Source organism: Phascolarctobacterium sp. (assembly GCF_045124115.1).
In the GTDB taxonomy this organism is placed as follows: Bacteria; Bacillota; Negativicutes; order Acidaminococcales; family Acidaminococcaceae; genus Phascolarctobacterium_A.
On the sequence record NZ_JBGVLF010000007.1, the window covers coordinates 1 to 18,127 of the forward strand.

General features: G+C 47.6%; 19 protein-coding genes and 1 other annotated feature. Of the genes, 3 read left to right on the plus strand and 16 right to left on the minus strand.

What is annotated here, in order from left to right; genetic code table 11:
• Positions 1-78: IS3 family transposase (locus ACJMM4_RS00940; RefSeq protein ID WP_405382629.1), on the plus strand; the 78-nt coding region annotated here is incomplete at its 5' end.
• A gap of 94 nt (positions 79-172) precedes the next feature.
• Here the strand turns inward: ACJMM4_RS00940 and ACJMM4_RS00945 are convergent.
• From ACJMM4_RS00945 to ACJMM4_RS00995, 11 genes are all read right to left on the minus strand, one after another.
• Positions 173-928, minus strand: a complete 756-nt coding sequence (locus ACJMM4_RS00945) for a sugar phosphate isomerase/epimerase family protein (protein ID WP_405379674.1) — start codon at positions 926-928, stop codon at positions 173-175.
• 4 nt (positions 929-932) lie between these two features.
• Positions 933-2,024: an ABC transporter ATP-binding protein gene (locus tag ACJMM4_RS00950; protein WP_405379673.1), complete on the minus strand. Its 1,092-nt coding sequence runs from the start codon at positions 2,022-2,024 to the stop codon at positions 933-935.
• A 5-nt stretch (positions 2,025-2,029) separates the two neighbouring features.
• Positions 2,030-2,866, minus strand: coding sequence for a carbohydrate ABC transporter permease (locus tag ACJMM4_RS00955; RefSeq protein WP_405379672.1), 837 nt, complete (start codon positions 2,864-2,866; stop codon positions 2,030-2,032).
• The gene (locus ACJMM4_RS00960; RefSeq protein WP_405379671.1) at positions 2,856-3,734 is read right to left on the minus strand and encodes a carbohydrate ABC transporter permease; all 879 of its coding nucleotides are present in this window, start codon (positions 3,732-3,734) and stop codon (positions 2,856-2,858) included. Before ACJMM4_RS00960 ends, ACJMM4_RS00955 begins: the two co-directional genes overlap by 11 nt.
• Before the next feature lie 81 nt (positions 3,735-3,815).
• A complete protein-coding gene (locus ACJMM4_RS00965) occupies positions 3,816-5,114 on the minus strand; it encodes an ABC transporter substrate-binding protein (protein ID WP_405379670.1) in 1,299 nt (432 codons plus the stop codon).
• 120 nt (positions 5,115-5,234) lie between these two features.
• Complete coding sequence (locus tag ACJMM4_RS00970; protein ID WP_405379669.1) at positions 5,235-5,528, minus strand: GIY-YIG nuclease family protein; 294 nt, start codon at positions 5,526-5,528, stop codon at positions 5,235-5,237.
• A complete protein-coding gene (locus tag ACJMM4_RS00975; protein WP_405379668.1) occupies positions 5,528-5,998 on the minus strand; it encodes a peptidylprolyl isomerase in 471 nt (156 codons plus the stop codon). The genes ACJMM4_RS00970 and ACJMM4_RS00975 overlap by 1 nt, the downstream gene beginning before the upstream one ends.
• Positions 5,999-6,019: 21 nt before the next feature.
• A complete protein-coding gene (locus tag ACJMM4_RS00980) occupies positions 6,020-6,919 on the minus strand; it encodes a hypothetical protein (protein WP_405379667.1) in 900 nt (299 codons plus the stop codon).
• Positions 6,920-7,019: 100 nt separating this feature from the next.
• Positions 7,020-8,246 carry a M20/M25/M40 family metallo-hydrolase gene (locus ACJMM4_RS00985; protein ID WP_405379666.1) on the minus strand — a complete coding sequence of 409 codons (1,227 nt, stop codon included), beginning with the start codon at positions 8,244-8,246 and terminating at the stop codon, positions 7,020-7,022.
• Positions 8,247-8,371: 125 nt separating this feature from the next.
• Positions 8,372-10,051, minus strand: coding sequence for a 2-isopropylmalate synthase (leuA, locus tag ACJMM4_RS00990; RefSeq protein ID WP_405379665.1), 1,680 nt, complete (start codon positions 10,049-10,051; stop codon positions 8,372-8,374).
• Positions 10,052-10,100: 49 nt separating this feature from the next.
• Positions 10,101-10,324, minus strand: a binding site (T-box leader).
• 76 nt (positions 10,325-10,400) lie between these two features.
• On the minus strand, positions 10,401-10,886 hold the full coding sequence (locus tag ACJMM4_RS00995) for a CarD family transcriptional regulator (RefSeq protein WP_405379664.1): 486 nt from the start codon (positions 10,884-10,886) through the stop codon (positions 10,401-10,403).
• Positions 10,887-11,199: 313 nt separating this feature from the next.
• Here ACJMM4_RS00995 and ACJMM4_RS01000 point away from each other — a divergent pair, with 313 nt between their 5' ends.
• Positions 11,200-11,991, plus strand: a complete 792-nt coding sequence (locus ACJMM4_RS01000; RefSeq protein ID WP_405379682.1) for an HAD-IIA family hydrolase — start codon at positions 11,200-11,202, stop codon at positions 11,989-11,991.
• Positions 11,991-13,076: a metallophosphoesterase gene (locus tag ACJMM4_RS01005; RefSeq protein WP_405379663.1), complete on the plus strand. Its 1,086-nt coding sequence runs from the start codon at positions 11,991-11,993 to the stop codon at positions 13,074-13,076. The genes ACJMM4_RS01000 and ACJMM4_RS01005 overlap by 1 nt, the downstream gene beginning before the upstream one ends.
• 232 nt (positions 13,077-13,308) lie before the next feature.
• Here the strand turns inward: ACJMM4_RS01005 and ACJMM4_RS01010 are convergent, their stop codons facing one another.
• The 5 genes from ACJMM4_RS01010 to ACJMM4_RS01030 all read right to left on the minus strand — a co-directional run bounded on the left by ACJMM4_RS01010 (position 13,309) and on the right by ACJMM4_RS01030 (position 18,027).
• Positions 13,309-13,788: a metallophosphoesterase family protein gene (locus ACJMM4_RS01010; protein ID WP_405379662.1), complete on the minus strand. Its 480-nt coding sequence runs from the start codon at positions 13,786-13,788 to the stop codon at positions 13,309-13,311.
• Positions 13,785-14,378, minus strand: coding sequence for an XTP/dITP diphosphatase (locus ACJMM4_RS01015; RefSeq protein ID WP_405382611.1), 594 nt, complete (start codon positions 14,376-14,378; stop codon positions 13,785-13,787). The genes ACJMM4_RS01010 and ACJMM4_RS01015 overlap by 4 nt, the downstream gene beginning before the upstream one ends.
• Positions 14,379-14,409: 31 nt before the next feature.
• Positions 14,410-15,735 (minus strand): histone deacetylase, encoded by a 1,326-nt coding sequence (locus tag ACJMM4_RS01020; protein WP_405382613.1) that lies wholly within the window; start codon positions 15,733-15,735, stop codon positions 14,410-14,412.
• Positions 15,735-17,384, minus strand: coding sequence for a hydantoinase/oxoprolinase family protein (locus ACJMM4_RS01025; protein ID WP_405382615.1), 1,650 nt, complete (start codon positions 17,382-17,384; stop codon positions 15,735-15,737). The genes ACJMM4_RS01020 and ACJMM4_RS01025 overlap by 1 nt, the downstream gene beginning before the upstream one ends.
• A gap of 193 nt (positions 17,385-17,577) precedes the next feature.
• The gene (locus ACJMM4_RS01030; RefSeq protein WP_405379658.1) at positions 17,578-18,027 is read right to left on the minus strand and encodes an Hsp20/alpha crystallin family protein; all 450 of its coding nucleotides are present in this window, start codon (positions 18,025-18,027) and stop codon (positions 17,578-17,580) included.
• Between the last annotated feature and the right edge of the window lie 100 nt (positions 18,028-18,127).

The following is an 18,127-nucleotide window of genomic DNA, read 5'->3' on the forward strand; positions in this document are numbered from 1 at the left end:
TACAATGAAAAACGGATTAAAGAGAAACTAGGATGGATGAGTCCTGTCGAATATAGACTATTCTCCTTGGCTGCATAAAAATAGCGTAGCAGCCATAAAAACTGCTACGCTTAAAAAGTCTAACTTTTTGGGGTCACCTCACATACCAACCTCTTTTTTAGCGCTTCCAGATTTACAACTTATACTGCTTCTGCAGCTTCTCCATATGCAGCTCCAATTCCGCAGTAGTAGCGAAACCACGGGAATACTCCAGCACCTGCACCGCCTCAGGCGCATACTTTTTTATCGCAGCAAAATAATCCTTCCAAGGAATCGTCCCTTGCCCTACAGGCAGATGATCGTCTCCACTGCCATCGTTATCGTGAATATGGCAGGCCGCCAAACGCTCGCCCAAAGTCTGTACCACCGCAGGAATATCCCAACCGTTCACATGAGCATGACCTGTATCAATAAGCGCCTTTGCCTCCGGAAAAACATCAAACAAGGACATATACTCAGGCAGATCAAAAAGCACGCTGTCCTTCGTCCGCAGGCCCACGTTCTCAATCAGTACCTGCACGCCGTATTTATCAGCCAAAGCCATAAGGCGGCGCAAACGACGGACAACCCGCGCCTGCACCTGCTCCTTATCCCCTTCCCAACCTTCGTTGGTATGGACCACTACAAAGTCCGCCCCAATCTTTTGGGCATAAGCAAAAGTCTTAGTAAAGACCTTCGTATAATTTTTCTGCTTCGGTGCAGCCAAATTAATGGCTACACAAGGTCCATGAATGGACAAAGAACGCTTACCCCAGCTTGCCACTTGGTCGTCCCAATAATAATCCTTGCCAAATTCATAAAAGAATTCAATACCATAATCAGGAAATAAATGTTGCAGTGCTCCCTTAGTGAAGCCTGCAAAAAGTAAATCGCTAACTTCAAAACGCATGGTTCTACCTCCCCAGCTCTAAATTAACACCGGTTTCCGCATCGAACAGACATACCTTGTCCCAAGTAAAGTCAAAGCCCTTCACAGTACGCAAATCAATGCTCTGGTTGCTATCCTGCAGACAAAAGCTTTGACCGTCCTGCAAATGCAGGGACGCAGTCTGCAGATTGCCTGTGTTCTCCAAAAAATCCACCTTGCCTGTAATCATAGCACAGTCAAAGGCAGGAGTGCAAGCCTCGGGGCGCAGGCCAAAGAGCACTTTCGTACGCTCACCTAAAAGTGCCAGCTTTTCTGCAGGAACATTTACCGGACAACCGCCTACAATAAGCTTGCCGCCTACCAGCTCCGCAGGCAGGATGTTCATAGCAGGGGAGCCGATGAACCCTGCCACAAAGGTATTGGCAGGATGATGATAAATATTTGCAGGAGTATCCACCTGTTGAATAATACCTTGATTCATAACCGCAATACGGTGTGCCACCGTCATCGCCTCAATCTGGTCATGGGTTACATAGACCATGGTCGGCTTGAACATTTCGTGGAGCTTAACCAGCTCCGTACGCGCTTTTTGGCGCAGCTTGGCATCCAGATTGGAAAGCGGCTCGTCCAAAAGGAAGTAGGGTGACTGCTTAACCAAAGCACGGCAAAGAGCTACACGCTGCTTTTGACCACCGCTAAGCTCATGGGTCTTTTTATTTTCGTACCCTTCCAAATGAAGGATTTCCATAGCTTGACGGGTACGGCGTTCAATTTCTTCTTTGGGCAGCTTTTGCAACTGCAGGCCAAAGGTAATATTTTCCCACACGCTCATGTGAGGAAACAAAGCGTAGCTTTGGAATACCATAGCAATATTGCGTTCTCCCGGAGGCACGTCGTTGACTACTTTGCCATCCATAAAAAGCTCGCCACCGGTGATTTCTTCAAAACCTGCAATCATGCGCAGGGTGGTAGTCTTGCCACAGCCACTAGGTCCCAGGAGGATCAGGCGCTCGCCTTTCTTAATCTCCAAATTTAAATTTTCAATAACTACAGTTTTGCCATAAGCCTTTTTTACATTAGAAAATATAATGCTGTATTCGTTTTCCTTGTATTCCATCTTTGTTATCCTTTCACGCCTGCTTGCATAAATGTATTAATAATAAATCTTTGGCAGAAGCCGTAAAGCACTAAAGGCGGCAGACTGGTCAAAGTTGCCACTGCCATAGCTACGCCCCATTCACTGCCACCTTCAGCACTGATGAACATTTGCAGCGCCAAAGGCAGAGTCAAATTCAGATTATCCTGCAAAATCAGCAAAGGCCAAAAATATTCGTTCCAGCTGTTGATAAAGAACAGGATGGAAATCGCCAAAACAGAAGGCTTAATTAAAGGCATTACTACTTTTGTCAAAATCTGGAAAGGCTTGGCACCATCAAGAATTGCTGCCTCCAGCAAGGGCTTGGGAATACCGCGCATGGTCTGGCGCATCAGGAATACGCCCATACCGTCCACCAATCCAGGCAGCATAACGCCGTAAGGCGTATCTAACAGCCCCAGCTTGCTCATTAACAGATAGTTGGGCATAACTAGCACCGTAATGGGAATGAAGAAAGTCAACAGCATACCATTGAAAATAGTTTCCTTATATTTAAAATCATAATATACAAAACCGAAGGCAGCCAACACGCTGGTAGCAGCTTTACTGATGGTCACCACAATAGCGATGTAGAAAGTATTCCAAATATAAGTAAAGAGTGGGAAGTTTTCCAACACATTGGTATAGTTGTCAAAGGTCGGTGGAAAGGGCAAAGGGTTCAAGGTGGACTCGAAAACTTGGTTCAAATCCTTTAAGGAAGTGGAAAGCATAAAGACAATGGGCCACAGCATCAAGAACACTGCAATTAACAGCAGCACATGCCACTGCCATTCTTCACGCCAGCTTTGCAGATCAGTTTTCATAGTACACCTTCTTTTCCAAATATTTATTCTTCACAAACAGGAAGACCAGATAGCAAACCATGGTAATAACCGCGTAGGCTGCACTGCGTCCTGTTTGGAAGAAAGTAAAGGCATATTGGTAGATAATATAAACTAGATTGGAGCTGCCTTGGTCAGGACCACCCTGGGTCAGCATATTTACCGGTACCAGTACGTACTGCAAACCAAAGACCACCGTAATAGTAAACACATAAATAGCTGTGGAGGAAGTCATGGGCAGGATAATCTTTTTGAAGATAACCCAGTTGGAAGCATTCTCCAATTTAGCAGCCTCAATCATTTCCTTGGGCACTGCCACCATAGCTGCCAACATAACGATAAGGTTGTAGCCAAAAACCTTCCAACCGATAATGGTGCAGATGGAAAAGATTACCAGATAATCTTCTTTGAACCAGCGAGGGGACTCCGCACCAAACCAGCCCAAGATAATGCTCAAGGGACCTGCCAATGGGTTATAAATCCACAGGAAGAGGATGCTGGCTACAGCCAAGGACAGGGTGGAAGGCAGGAACAAAGCGCTACGATAGAAGCCCGTCCACTTTTTCACCACGTGCCCTAGGACGAAAGAATAAGCGTAGGGCAGCACAAAATTCAACACCAACATAATCACTACGAAAAAGACAGTGTTGAACAATATTTTTAACAGCTCCGCAGAACTGAAAATCGCGATAAAGTTTTCCACGCCCACAAATTTCATATTAGGGCTGACCATATTCCAAGCAAAAAGACTGAGATACATATTCTGCAGCAGCGGCCAGTAGTAAAAGACTATAAAGAGCACTGCAGCAGGCAGCAGGTAGAGAAAAGCCTGCAAACGGTTCTTACTCATAAGGGGTACTCCTTTTTGATATAAAAATTATGGCTGGGAAAACTCCCAGCCATAGTAGCGATATCGCTACGAGTTTTAGATTTACAGCAGCTTGTTAATCTTTTCTGCGGTTTGGTGCAGAGCGTCAGCAGCGCTCATTTTGCCGCTAAGGATGATGTCGCGAGCGTCGATCAGCAGTTGTTCTGCTTGCAGACCGTTAGCACCGGGGAAGCTAGCCCATTTAGTAACTTTGGTCATTTCTTGCAAAGCCATCTTAATGTTAGCGTTTTCATCAACCAGTTTCTTGAAGCCTTTCGGATCGTCAGCTACACCTTTGCGAGGAGGCAGATAGCCGGTACCTGTGCTCCATTTAGCCAAAGCTTCGGGGGATTCCAGATATTTGATGAATTCTACAGCAGCTTTTTGTTTTTCTGCATCTTTAGAGAAGACCATGAGGAAGTTGCCGCCTGCAGGGATTTTTACTTCTTTGCCTTCAAAAGCCGGGAAGGGAACAGCTTTCACAGGGAATTTAGCGCCTTTTTCAAAGTTAGCGCGTTTGCCGATGGTGGTGCAAACCATGCCCAGCTTACCGCTCAGATAAGCTTGGAAGCCTTCTTCGTTAGTAGCATGGAGACCGTTGCCTGCTTTTACCATATCAGCGATTACTTGGTAGGCAGCTGCGGATTCCGGATTGTCGAAACCGGCCTGTACTTTACCGTTCACTTTAACCATCATCTTGCCACCGTTGGATTCGATCAAAGCTTGTTGAGTCCAGTTATCAGCATATTCCTGCATAAAGAAGCCCATGTTGCCGGTTTTTGCTTTGATTTGTGCGGAAGCTTTAGCAACCTCGTTCCAAGTTTTAGGAGGATTTTCCGGGTCCAGACCTGCTTTAGCAAAGATTTCCGGGTTGTAGTACAGTACCGGTACGCTTACGGAGTAGGGCAGACCGATTTGTTTGCCATCTTCAGTTTGCGCCAGATTCAAAACGTTGGGCAGGAAATTGTCCTTCATAAAGTTTTCATCGCCTGCAGCTTTGAAAGCAGTGTTCAGGTCAGTGTATTTCAAGTTTTCTGCTGCGTAGTTCAGGAAGGAGTAACCCATTTGTACTACATCCGGATTTTTACCGGAAGCCATAGCGGCCTGCAGGTTTTGTGTCAAGCCCTTGTACATATCGGGATTATATTTAGCAACTACTTCAATATTAGGATGCTTGCTGTTGAAATCAGCAACCAATTCCTTTACAGTGCCGCCGCCAAAGCTTTCAGCAGCAACGTGCCAATATTCGATTTGTACTTTTTTACCGGAATCAGCTTTTTTCTTATCGCCGCCGCAACCGGTCAATGCGCCAACAGCCAGCATGGAAATCATGGCAGCAGCCAAAACTTTTTTCAATTTCATTTCTTGTAATCCTCCATTCACATACTCGATTAGTTTCGTTTGGGATGCTTTAATTTTATCTACAAAATGTTAAATCCGAAACACTATTCTGTAAAATGGAAGTAAAAAAAGAACCACCTGCTATTCTGCAGATGGTTCTTCTGTTAGTTTGCTATTGAATTTTTCTTCGTCCCAGCCAGCGCACAGGGCAAGCTTTTCCCTGCGGGTGAGCTTCTTCACCGCGCACTCCCGCTTCAAGGCGCTTTCCTTATCAGGCAGCGCTTCCGCGTAGACCATGGTCACAGGTCCGCGGCCGCGGGTATACTTGGCGCCCTTGCCCGCGTTGTGGGCAGCTAGGCGATGCTGTAAATCATTAGTCCAACCGGTATATAGGCTGCCATCCTTGCAGCGCAGCATATATACAAAAGCAGACATTATTTTACAACCTCTACCTTTTCCATAACTACAGCTTCACGGGGACGATCACGGAAGTCAGTAGGAACAACGCCGATCAGACGTACAACATCCATACCTTCAACGATTTTGCCGAAGATAGCATGATGGCCGTTGAGCCAAGGGGTAGGAGCCAAAGTAATAAAGAATTGGCTGCCACCGGTGTTGGGGCCTGCATTAGCCATGGACAGAATGCCTTCGTCATCATGCTTCAGGCCGGGGCCGAATTCGTCTTTAATTTTGTAACCGGGGCCACCCATACCGGTACCGGTGGGGTCACCGCCTTGAATCATAAAGTCTTCAATAACGCGATGGAAAATTACGCCATTATAGAAGCCTTTCTCAGTCAGTTCGATAAAGTTTTTAGTGGTCAGAGGAGCTTTATCCTCAAACATTTCTGCAACAAAGACACCTTTGTTGGTGGTAAATTTAATTTTTCTGTTTTCGCTCATGGCAAAAAACCTCCTAAAATATTAGTATTTCTTAAAAGAAACTTGGTGACGAACTAAAGAATACAATAGGAAGATACCGCAACCGATACCTGCCATAATCGCAGGCAGCAACTGCTGGCCTGCTGCACTGCCGTGCAGGAAAACTGCACCGAATAAACCCATCAGGTAGAAACAGCCCATAGCCATCAGACGCTTGCTGTAAAGGCGCTTGCCGTTCTTATCGCCTTTTGCTTGGATATATTCCGTAATACGCAGCATGGGCAGATACAAAATCAAGAGAGCGCACAAAAGACCGATGTAGATAATATCCAAAACATTAGCCTGCTTGCTGAATTCAGCAACAATCAGACCTGCCAAAGAAATGCCTGCCAAATACAGGCTGCGGAAATAACCGCCTTGGATCTGGCTTTCCACAATGTAGGCACCTGCGGTCAGAATAGGATATACCCAGAAGCCTTCCTTGCCCAACCAAACAGCAGAAGCAATAATGATGATATTGTCGCCAATACGATGGCGGTCACCGGAAGAACGGTTAAGCATACGCAGGGTGAACAGCATCCACAAAAGCGCCAAAGCATTGCCTGCACCTAAAAATTCGTAGCCGATTAAAGTCAAGCCACCGCCGATAAGGCCGCCAAGCTGACGGTCAGGGTCAAGTTCCAAAGCAATCATGTAGCAGAGCAGGAAGCTCAAACCTGCTTCCAATGCGTCCACCACTGCAGGTCCCGGTTCCACACCGCCGTTCATACGCCACAAGGTAACTGCAATCACTACCATCAACGTAAAGAACATAGCAGATTTAGTAATCTTATTGTCAAAATCAATGGGTCGCCCTAAACCTAAGTATTGGCTGATGCCCGTAGGATCGTACGCGCCGCTATTAGGGTCGTAGCCCGCATATTTATTGGTTTTCTTTGCCATGGTAACACCTCTAAAAAATATTCTAACTCGTTTATTATATCACGGAACAAATAAAAAAAGAAGTCGAAGTTTTAAGGCTTCGACTTCTGCTTGTGTTATTTTAGAACACTTCTGCCAGTTCTGCCAGTGTTAAAGCAAAGGCTGCAGTACGCGGTACAGCAGTATTCAAATCTACGGATTCGTGGTCCGTATGCTCGTCGTAGTTTTCTACGCCCAAAGCGTCCAAAGTAGGTACAAATTTGGCAGTACGGTTGCCGTCGGTCAAACCGCCTGCTACCCATTCGCTTACTTCGCCGCCAAATTCTTCCTTAACGATACGCTTATATACGTCCACCATCTTTTGGGCTTGAGCAGTCTTCTGCATGGGACCGGTAACAATGCCGCCGGTAACGGTCACAGTAGTGCCGGGGATGACGATTTTGTCTGCCAAAGCTTTCACCGCAGCATCAAGACGTTGTTGTTCTTCAATAGTGAAGCAACGAATATTTACTTCGCAGAAAGCATCGCCGGGGATAACACTGATTTTGTCATTGCTAGAACCAATCACGCCCACATTAACGGTGTTTTGAGGAATGAATTGACCTGCATCCACAATGCCGCGTGCTTTAAGAGCCTCTGCCGTAAAGTCAGCAGGATTGCCGGGCATGGGGCTTGCCAATTTATGCAGCTCTGTAATGGTGTACGCCAGTTGGTGAATGGCGTTGGCACATTCTTGGGAAGCATTGCCGTGATGGCCGCCGATACCTTTCACATCGATACGGTATTTGGCATTGCCCTTGCGTTGAGTAACAATGCCCCAATTAGGACGGGCAACGTCCATGATGATAGCAAAATCAGACTGTTGGCTCAGTTCCGCTACAATACCTTCCGCAGTCTTGGAACCGCCTTCCTCTTCGCCATTAGTATAGTAAATGATTTCTTTGAAATTATCAAAGCCTGCTGCCGCTAACGCTTGCAAGCCGTAGATAACCTCTACTACAGTTGCCTTGTCATCGCCTACGCCGGGACCCCAAGCATAGTTGTTCTCGTCCACACGGAAGGGGCGGCGGGCAGCCTCACCTTTTTTGAAAACAGTGTCCACATGGGCTACCAGTAGAATGGTATACTTGCCTTTGCCCTGCAGGCGGCTAATCAAGTGGCAGGCGCGGTCGTTATAGCGGAACTCCGTAGTAGCGCCTAAAGCCTCCATCTTAGAAGCAACGAATTTATTGGCAGCTTCGGTGCCTTCGCGGTCGCCATTGCCGGAATCAATATTAGTCAAGGTCTCTAAGTCCTTAACGTAATCATCATAATGGTCTGCAAGATATTGTTTTACAAATTGGTTCATGAGTAGCTCCTTTCGGTAGTTACAACGAGGCTGGGATATCCATATATCCTAGCCTCGCATTATATTTCTCTATGTTATTCTCTATAAACTAAAACAATTCCTGCTACAGCATTTATTTCCAGCATTTATTTCTCGGCGCGATTAATTGCGCAAATGATACCCTTCAATGCAGCCACGTTGATGTTGGAGTGGATGCCTGCGCCGAAGATATGGTCGCCATTGGTCTTCTTCAGCTCGATGTAGCAGATACCTTGAGCATCGGAACCGCTGGAAACAGCATGTTCATGGTAGTTGACGAATTTGTAGCCTGTAATGCCCACGCCTTCCAAAGCTTGGAAGAAGGAGTCAATCGGGCCATTGCCCACGCCGGTAATATATTTTTCTACACCGTCAATAGTAATGGAGCCTTCAAAACGGCTGTGGACGCTGCCATCTGCTTCGTTAAGCTCGGTGAAACGATGACGAAGCAAGGAATATTTACCGGTCAGGTCAATGTATTCGTGTTTGAACAATTCTACAATCTGCTTGCTGGTCAGCTCGTCGCCGTAAGCATCGGCTGCAGCTTTGACGATATTGCCAAACTCCGGATGCATTTCTTTGGGCAGGTTGTAGCCCACGGTCTGCTGCAGTACGAAAGCAGCGCCGCCTTTACCGGATTGGCTGTTGATGCGGATAACAGGTTCGTATTCGCGGTGCAGGTCGGCAGGATTGATGGGCAGATAAGGAACCTCCCAGAAAGCAGTACCGCTGTTCTTCATATATTCGTAGCCTTTGCGGATAGCGTCTTGATGGCTGCCGCTGAAAGCAGTAAAGGCAAGCTCGCCTGCATAGGGTTGACGTTCAGGCACATGCATACGGGTGCATTCTTCGTAAACTTTTTTAATAGCCAAGATGTTGGAGAAGTCCAGTTGCGGATCTACGCCTTGGGTGAACATGTTAAGAGCCACAGTTACGATGTCCAGGTTGCCGGTACGTTCGCCGTTACCAAAGAGGGTACCTTCAATACGGTCTGCGCCAGCCATTAATGCCAGTTCTGCGGAAGCAACGCCGGTACCGCGGTCATTGTGGGGATGGATGGAAATGATAGCAGCATCACGGTTCTTCATGTTGCGGCAGAAATATTCGATTTGATCCGCATAGGTGTTAGCAGTGCACATTTCTACGGTAGAAGGCAGGTTGAGGATAATGGGATTCTCTTTAGTAGCGCCCATTTCTTCCATAACTGCTTCGCAGATGGAGATTGCAAAATCAATTTCCGTACCGGTAAAGCTTTCCGGAGAATATTCATAGCGGATGTTCATACCGCTGCGGGCAATTTCTTCTTCAGTCAATTGCTTGATCAGGCGTGCGCCCTGCACGGCAATATCGGTGATGCCTTGCATATCTTTGCCAAATACAACTTTACGTTGCAGGGTGGAAGTAGAGTTGTAGAAATGGATAATAACATTTTTCGCACCGCGTACTGCTTCAAAAGTTTTGCGAATCAGTTCCTCGCGGGCTTGCACCAGTACCTGCACAGTTACATCGTCAGGAATATGGTTGCCTTCAATCAAAGTGCGCAGGATTTCATATTCGGTTTCGCTGGCAGAAGGGAAGCCTACTTCGATTTCCTTGAAACCAACATCAACCAAGGTGTGGAAGAATTTCAGCTTTTCTTCAATACCCATGGGAGTAACCAGCGCTTGGTTGCCGTCGCGCAGGTCAACGCTGCACCATACAGGTGCTTTATCAATAATCTTGTCCGGCCATTGGCGGTCGGGCAGGGATACACGGTTAAACGGTACATATTTTTTCTCTTGTTGCATTTTCAATTCCTCCAATTTTTGTAAATAAAAATCCGCCCCCGGCATAAACACCAGGGGCGGGGAATATTCCACGCGGTACCACCCTTTTTCAGCTGCTGCGCAGCCCTTTAGCCTCCAACAAGGCCTTTGCCTGTAACGTAGCCGTACGTCCTTCCCTACATATCAGGAAGGCAACTCAGGGACCAGTATCCATACAGCTTCCGGCACTGCCTTGCACCTAACGGCAGCTCTCTTGAGCCTTTCACTATATCTTCTTCCCTTCGCAGTCTTTAGGGGACGGTTTGTAATTGTTAGTGACTATTTTACTTTTTTTGCGACAAAATGTCAACACCTCAGCCAAAATATTTTTTCAGCCACAGCATTCATCCAACCAAGCTGCTGCTGTCACAGCATCCACATTGCGGATCAGCATAATCTCGCTTTGTAGGATCTGCTTGGTATTGTGGAGCAAGCGCCTTTCGCCTACGGAAATCTTCTTGTTCTTCTCCAAAATGGTCAAGATTTTGAAGATGCGCGCCACTTCTACCACACTGCCGCTTTTGATTTTATCCATATAGAGCTGAAAACGACGGTTCCAAGAAATGCTTTTCACCGCCTGCACATCAGGAATTTCTCCCAGCACACCCTTGATGATAGCAAGGGAGCCTTCGTTGCCAATAGGACGCAGGCCAAGCTTTTCAGCGCTAGTAACAGGCAAGGCCACAGTCATGCTCTCGAATAGCATTTGTAGAATATAGTAATCCACCTGTGCGCCACCTTGCTCGCGCCGTTCAACCTCTTTGACAATAGCCCCGCCATGGAGCGGGTACACTACTTTGTCGCCTGCAGCAAACATTTTCCACCCTCCTACAGCTCAAATATGACTTTGTAAAAATTAAACCTATGTGTACATTGTACCACCCGTGACGAAAGTTGTCAAAAATTTCTTATTTTATCACTCTCTTTTTGCTATGTCAACAGTATTGACCATAGTTCTCTAAAAAAACACAATTTTTCTAGGAAACGTGTAAGAAAAGTTTACAAATTTTTAACGGCTATCTAACCTCCGCAGGCTGCTCCCATCTTGCAAAATCAACAGTTTTCTTTCATAATAGGATTGTATAGAAAAATAATGATTATGTGTACAACAAAGGATGATAAACATGAATATGCAAGAACAACTTTTAGAAACTTTACGTAGCAAACAAGGCTTTATTTGTGATATGGACGGTGTTATCTACCATGGCAACCGTCTGCTCCCCGGTGTAAAAGAATTCATCGACTGGCTTTACGCCAACGATAAGCGTTTTCTCTTTCTGACCAACTCCAGCGAACGCAGTCCCAAGGAGCTGCAGCAGAAGCTGGGACGTATGGGCTTAGATGTGGACGAAAGCCATTTCTACACCAGCTCTTTGGCAACTGCCAAGTTCATCCACTCCCAAGCCCCCGGTTGCAGCGCCTACGTTATCGGTGCTCCCGGACTGGTCAATGCTTTGTACGATGTGGGCATTACCATGAACGATGTTAATCCCGATTACGTCGTTGTCGGCGAAACCAATACCTATAACTACAATATGATCATCAAAGCCTGCCAATTAATTAACAAGGGCGCTCGTCTAGTAGGCACCAATCCGGATATGACCGGTCCTTCCGAAGACGGCATTATTCCTGCCTGCCGCGCACTGGTAGCCCCCATCGAGCTGGCTACAGGACGCCAAGCCTATTATGTGGGCAAGCCCAATCCCCTGATGATGCGTACAGGTCTGCGTATGCTGGATGTCCATTCTGAAGATGCAGCCATGGTCGGCGACCGTATGGATACGGATATCGTAGCAGGCACGGAAAGCGGCTTGATGACATGCTTAGTGCTGAGCGGTGTCAGCACCTTGGAAAATATTAAAGAATTCTCCTACCGTCCCTCCATTATTTTGGAAGGCGTAGGCGCAATCCCCGCCAAATAATGCGGATTATCCTTCTTATTGGTACGGTGGATTTGCTGTTAAGCTTGCTAGGCTTCTTCTACTACCGCTACCAACTGCCCTTTGGCAAAACCACCGCTTTTAGCGTAGCCTATCTTGTTTTAACACTTAACGCCATTTTAAGTAGAGCTGTTTCCCCTGCCCTCCCTCATTGGCTAATGAAAATTTCCGCTTGGGCAGAAGGACTGTGGCTAGCCTTTAGCTACTACACCCTGCTTTTGGCATTGCTCCACCTGTTAGCCTATCTTGCTGCCAAACTGTGCAACCTGCAGCTGCCCAAAACGCTGGCCGTCATCGCCCTAGCCTGCGCCTGCTGCGCTGTAGCTTGGGGCTCCTGGCGCGCCTTCCACCCTGTAATCCGCACGGAAAAAATCGTTACCAACAAACTGCCTGCCAATACCCATTACCAAGCAGTGCTTTTGACTGACGTACACTTGGGGCGCATTTTGGGGCGCAGCTATGCAGAAGGACTTGTAGTTAAAGTCAACGCCCTTAACCCTGACTTTGTTCTTATTGCAGGCGACCTTGTAGACGAAAAAATTGCCTACGTGCAGGCTGAAGACTCTCTGAGCGCCTTCAAAGCACTGCGTGCTCCCCAAGGCGTGTACCTAGCCTACGGCAATCACGAGTATATTGATAACCCCAAACTGTGGCAGGAAATGGCCACGGACGCAGGCATCACCGTACTGCGTGACAAAGCAGTAACCATTGCCAACCAAGTAAAAGTCGTAGGCCTTAACGATTACAGCCGCAGTCGCGACACCATTGCTCTACAGCAGCTTGCCGTGAACAACGAAGACTACTACAGCATACTTTTAGACCATCAGCCGCGCAAAATGGCAACAGCCCAAGCTGCAGGCTACGACCTTTACCTTTCCGGCCACACCCACACGGGGCAGCTCTTCCCCAACCGCCAAATTACCAAGCGCATGTACGCCTTAGACTATGGGCGCATGGATTTAGACGGCTTTAACGCCATCACCAGCGCAGGCTACGGCTTTTGGGGACCGCCCGTCCGCACGGAAGCACGACCGGAAATAGTTGTAATTGAAATTACAGGCAAATAAAAAGACGAGGTAATGACACATATCTATAGTATCATATTCCTAGTCGAACCATTAGCGATTTTAGCTTACGAGTGCCTAGTATCACCGAAGTGAAGCGAACCGTACACAAACTTGTTCTGCGAACAAGATCGGCCGCGAATCTTCGTCGTGATACTGCACGAAGTAAGCGTCAAAATCGCGAGTGAGACAGGAATATGATATTACGATATCAAACCATTACCTCGTCATATTTTTATAACTCGAAAAACTCCACTTGTGGTGCCTCCCCCTTTTGCAGCGTCAGCACTGCGAAGGAAGGCTTGCTGCCTCCGCGGGGTCGGGCAGGACTGCCCGGGTTAATGAGCAAAGCATCGCCATAATACTCGCACATAGGAATATGGGTATGCCCAAAAATAACAATATCTTGATCAAGCTCCTTAGCCCAATACCCTAAATCCGCTTGAGTATTCCATTGAATGTACTTGTGCCCATGAGTCAGCCACACCTTGAAGTTTTCCAGCACCAAATATTCGTCCACCAAAGCATCCTGCTCCTGCCAATCGCAGTTGCCACGTACCCGCACAGTCTTAATCCCCGTCAGGTTATGAAGCAGGTTGGCATCCGCCGCATGGTCGCCTGTATGCAGCCACAGCTCCACCGGTGGCGTGGTGCTGACTATTTTACGAATGGCTTGCAGACTGCCATGAGTGTCGCCAGTAATGCCTATCTTCATTTTTTCTTCGTCCAAATAGCCACCAGCTTGCGAATCGCTTTGCCACGGTGGCTAATTTTATTTTTCTCCTGCATAGAAGCCTCGCCCATGCCTTTGTGCAGTTCGGTGGACCAAAAAAGAGGGTCATAGCCAAAGCCTTGATCGCCCAAAGGAGCGTGGAGCAGCATACCCTCGCAAATACCATCAACCTCGTTGAGCACTTTGCCGTCAGGCTGTGCCACGCATAAAGCGCAGCGGAAGCGGCAAGTACGCTTTACTTGGAACTTCATATTGTGGAGCAGCAAGTTGTTATTATCTTCATCGGTCGCCTTTTCGCCTGCATAACGGGCACTGCGCACGCCGGGAGCGCCATCCAAAGCCTGTACTTCCAAACCGGAGTCATCAGCAATGCAGGGCTTGCCTAGCTTTTTAGCGTAATACTGCGCCTTCAAACGAGCGTTAGCGGCAAAAGTACGGCCTGTTTCCGCAGGCTCTTCCACTGCCTCAAAATCTGCCAAATATTTAATTTCAATGGGCAGATCCTTCATCAGAGTTTTAAACTCCTCTACCTTGCCCGCATTATAGGTAGCTACAATCAATTCCTTGAGCATTATTTTCTAAACCTCGTTTCAAATATTCTTTCTAAAGTGTCTCCACATTACCCGTGGCAATATCCTGCACTAATACATACTGCCATTTTCCGGTCTTCTTCTCCCGCAGGGCTTCGTCATAAGCCTTGGAACGGCAATGAGGACACAATCCCCGCCGCAGGCAGACGATAAAAGCGCTTTGGTCGCCGAAACGCGTACCTTCCGCTGCTGTCCCAATGGTAAAATAGCCACCGCAGGCATGGTAATCGCAATAGCGCAGTGTTTCCAACTGCTCCTCACGGATACCCTCTTCATCATAATAGATATGTTTGCGCCGCTGCCAAGTATTACCGCACTTAGCCAAAAGGTGCTGCTGCATTTCCTGGCGGTGGAAATAAAGATCCCCCACCTGCTCAATAAGCTGATCCACACGCTTTTTGCAACGCGGATCCTGCCTACGCAAAAGGCTGGTGTCAGGCTCCACTACCTTGCTGTAGTCCATGCCTGCCATCGCTAGAATGATACCTGTATTCACGTAGGGCAGAGCGCTTTCAATAGAATAACCGCCTTCCAGCACAGCAATATCAGCCTGCAGTTTGTCTGCTAATTTAGCATAGCCCTGCGCCGTAATCTGCATGGAAGCCAAAGGATCGCTAAAATGGTTGTCCTGCCCGGCGCTGTTAATAATCAGCTCCGGTTGGAAATCTTCCAAAATATGGGTAATCAGCCCATCGTACAAACGATGCAGGCCTTCATCCCCCGTCCCCGGCAAAAGGGGCAGATTAATATTAGTGCCCCAAGCAGCAGGACTGCCTGCTTCCTCCGGAAAGCCAGTCCCCGGGTAGAGAGTGCGCCCATCCTGATGGAAGGAAATATACAATGTATCGGGATCGTGGTAGAACACATCCTGAGAACCGTCGCCGTGATGGACGTCCGTATCTACAACGGCAATCCTGCGAATGTTATAACGGCTCCTTAAATATTCTACCATTATTGCTTCAATATTAACAGTACAAAAACCACGAATTCCGTGAACTACGCGCATAGCATGGTGTCCGGGCGGACGCACCAAGGCAAAAGCACGCTGCACTTCCCCCTGCATAACAGCATCAGCTGCCACCAAACACCCTCCCGCCGAAGTCAGATGGGCAGGGGTAATCAAACGTGCCACACTGGGCACGCCTACATGAGCGCGCTGTAAGTCGTTGATTTCTGCCAGACGGGGACGATATTCACGAATTTCTTCACAGTCGAATAAGCCTTCTTCCTCCAATTGGTCACGGGTATACAAGAGCCGCTCTTGGCGTTCAGGATGCCCGGGACTGATCATCCAATCGAAAGCAGGGAAAAACACTAAACCCAAAGTATCCTTTGCCATTAGAAATCCACCTCCCTACCCTGTACCTTGTGGAGAATGCCCGGTGCCAGCTGCATCCGCAGACTGTAAATATCGCCTGTATCGTAGTAGCCATGAACAGTGTGAAAATGCTCATAGCTAATAAGCTCCGTCGTTTGGTTAGGCAAATGCCAAGCTGCTGTTTGTTCCTCTAACCATGCGCCCAAAATTTCTTCTGCCATCTTTTTGTTAAAGCCTTTGGGCAGGCGCTCCCGCCGTCCGCTCTCCGGAATAATGTAAAAGCCATCCGTAGTGTCCGCACGCAGGCCGGCGCTCAAAGTTGGACGCGCCACTGCCGCACCTACAGCGTTGGCTACCATAGCCCCCAAAGGAATGTCCACAGGTAACCCCATATCCTCGCCTAAAGCTTTAATCAGGCCGGGAGCACCGCCGCCTACGCCGATTAACTGCTCAGGCACAAACTCCGTGCCTTTAATCACATCATCAACTGTATAAACAGGCTGTTTCGCCCATTCTGCCAACATTTCTTCAATAGCCGCTTTAATAGCTCCTGTAGCTGCAGCAATTATCTTCCGCGCCTCTACCCTAGGATCGCCGCCTAAGGTAGCAATTGCACCGAGAGACAGCCCCGGGTCGCCAAACTTAACGTAACCTGCAGCAATCAATGCATCCGAAAGCGTAGGACGCCATCCGCCCACTGCCGCCGCAGGACCTTCACGTTCAGGACCAACCTGGTAGCCTGTAGCAGTCTTATGAATCCTGCTGTCACCGCCAATGCCGATACTGCGCATGTGGAAGGAACGCACAGCTGTAGGATAACCGTTAATTACCGCACCACGCTTCGCCATTAAGGGCAGACCGTTTTCCCAAAAAGCAATATCCGTGGTCGTTCCGCCCACGTCTAAGGAAATACTGTTCACATGGGGAGTCGCCAAAGCTTCAATACCCAAAACAGAAGCTGCAGGCCCGGTGAACACTGCTTCCACAGGTTGCTCCAAGGCTACATCCAACGGTAGCGTGCCTCCGTCCGCTTTGAGAATGTGCACAGGCGCAGTAATGCCCCGTTGCGCCAAAGCATACTTAATACTATGGCTGAAGCGGGCAAAAAGGTCGTACACCTGGGCCGCAAAATAAGCAGAGTTCGTCCTGCGGATAAAGTTCAATTCGCCGCTAAGACTGCTGCCCAAGAAAACCTTCTTGTAGCCGCATTTTTTCAATTCATGTTCTGCCATAAACTCCAGCTGAGGTTCACGCACGGAAAACTTGCAGCTGACAGCGCAGTTCCCTCTGCCCTTGGCATTCAAGAGATCACGATGTTTCGTCCAATCAATCCGCGCTGTAATTTTACCGCGATGATCAACACAGCCACTCAAATAATAGGGAGTTACCGGCACGTGTCCTTTAATGTTCATGCCGGGACCCGTAATCACTGCCAAAAAAACAGGATCTAATTTTTGTTCTGTCAAAGCATTGGTAACGATGGTACTGGAGATAACTACACGCTCTATGCGCGCAGGCTCCTGCCTTACTAAAACTGCATCCAAAGCGCCCAAAAGGCATAGCAGCACATCTTCATGGATTGTGGGAACCTTTGCCTGAGCCACCACCTTGGCATCCTCCAAAAGCACTGCATCCGTAAAAGTTCCGCCCACATCTATTCCTAACAGCATTTCTTTCCCTCCTTTACGCACATAATCATCATGTTCTAATTCCATAAAGCTAGGAAAAGTTCCTGCCAAAATTCGCAATTCTTCACCGCAAACATTTTTCAAGGCACACAAAAACTGCCGGGAGCAGTTACGCTCTCGGCAGCTCTTGTTAGGAAAGGATGGATGTGTTTGACTTTATTAGTATTGAAGTGCATCAGCCTTCAATGGCAATGTACTTCTTTTCTTCAACTTTCTTGGGCTCTACTTTCGGAATGGAAACCTTCAGGATACCATCTTCAAATTTAGCCTTAATGTCTTCCTGTTTAACGTCTTCACCGACAAAGAAGGTTCTTGCACATTCACCTGTGTAACGCTCTCTACGGATGTAAACACCTTTATCGTTCTTTTCATCCTTGTCGAGACCTTTAGCAGCGGTAATAGTCAGATAACCTTTTTCAAGTTTGGCGCTGACGTCTTCTTTCTTGAAGCCCGGCAAATCAATATCCATTTCATAGCCTGCATCAGTTTCCTTGATATCGGTCTTCATCACATTCTGTGCACGTTTGCCATACAACGGATTGCGACGGCTAAAGAATTCTTTTTCAAACGGGAAATCCATAAAATCATCAAATAAGCTTTCACCAAATACACTAGGCATCATCATAGGTCATTCCTCCAATTATTTCGCTTGTAGTCTGCATTTTCATGTTGATGCTGCAAGTATTGATTTGATTTTTAACTCGGAATCGAGTTGCTTACTTGTT

Excerpts from the sequence above, each read along its gene's own strand:
- ACJMM4_RS00945 (WP_405379674.1), bottom strand. The coding sequence starts at position 928 with ATGCGTTTTGAAGTTAGCGATTTACTTTTTGCAGGCTTCACTAAGGGA.
- ACJMM4_RS00950 (WP_405379673.1), bottom strand. The coding sequence starts at position 2,024 with ATGGAATACAAGGAAAACGAATACAGCATTATATTTTCTAATGTAAAA.
- ACJMM4_RS00955 (WP_405379672.1), bottom strand. The coding sequence starts at position 2,866 with ATGAAAACTGATCTGCAAAGCTGGCGTGAAGAATGGCAGTGGCATGTG.
- ACJMM4_RS00960 (WP_405379671.1), bottom strand. The coding sequence starts at position 3,734 with ATGAGTAAGAACCGTTTGCAGGCTTTTCTCTACCTGCTGCCTGCTGCA.
- ACJMM4_RS00965 (WP_405379670.1), bottom strand. The coding sequence starts at position 5,114 with ATGAAATTGAAAAAAGTTTTGGCTGCTGCCATGATTTCCATGCTGGCT.
- ACJMM4_RS00970 (WP_405379669.1), bottom strand. The coding sequence starts at position 5,528 with ATGTCTGCTTTTGTATATATGCTGCGCTGCAAGGATGGCAGCCTATAT.
- ACJMM4_RS00975 (WP_405379668.1), bottom strand. The coding sequence starts at position 5,998 with ATGAGCGAAAACAGAAAAATTAAATTTACCACCAACAAAGGTGTCTTT.
- ACJMM4_RS00980 (WP_405379667.1), bottom strand. The coding sequence starts at position 6,919 with ATGGCAAAGAAAACCAATAAATATGCGGGCTACGACCCTAATAGCGGC.
- ACJMM4_RS00985 (WP_405379666.1), bottom strand. The coding sequence starts at position 8,246 with ATGAACCAATTTGTAAAACAATATCTTGCAGACCATTATGATGATTAC.
- leuA (WP_405379665.1), bottom strand. The coding sequence starts at position 10,051 with ATGCAACAAGAGAAAAAATATGTACCGTTTAACCGTGTATCCCTGCCC.
- ACJMM4_RS00995 (WP_405379664.1), bottom strand. The coding sequence starts at position 10,886 with ATGTTTGCTGCAGGCGACAAAGTAGTGTACCCGCTCCATGGCGGGGCT.
- ACJMM4_RS01000 (WP_405379682.1), top strand. The coding sequence starts at position 11,200 with ATGCAAGAACAACTTTTAGAAACTTTACGTAGCAAACAAGGCTTTATT.
- ACJMM4_RS01005 (WP_405379663.1), top strand. The coding sequence starts at position 11,991 with ATGCGGATTATCCTTCTTATTGGTACGGTGGATTTGCTGTTAAGCTTG.
- ACJMM4_RS01010 (WP_405379662.1), bottom strand. The coding sequence starts at position 13,788 with ATGAAGATAGGCATTACTGGCGACACTCATGGCAGTCTGCAAGCCATT.
- ACJMM4_RS01015 (WP_405382611.1), bottom strand. The coding sequence starts at position 14,378 with ATGCTCAAGGAATTGATTGTAGCTACCTATAATGCGGGCAAGGTAGAG.
- ACJMM4_RS01020 (WP_405382613.1), bottom strand. The coding sequence starts at position 15,735 with ATGGCAAAGGATACTTTGGGTTTAGTGTTTTTCCCTGCTTTCGATTGG.
- ACJMM4_RS01025 (WP_405382615.1), bottom strand. The coding sequence starts at position 17,384 with ATGCTGTTAGGAATAGATGTGGGCGGAACTTTTACGGATGCAGTGCTT.
- ACJMM4_RS01030 (WP_405379658.1), bottom strand. The coding sequence starts at position 18,027 with ATGATGATGCCTAGTGTATTTGGTGAAAGCTTATTTGATGATTTTATG.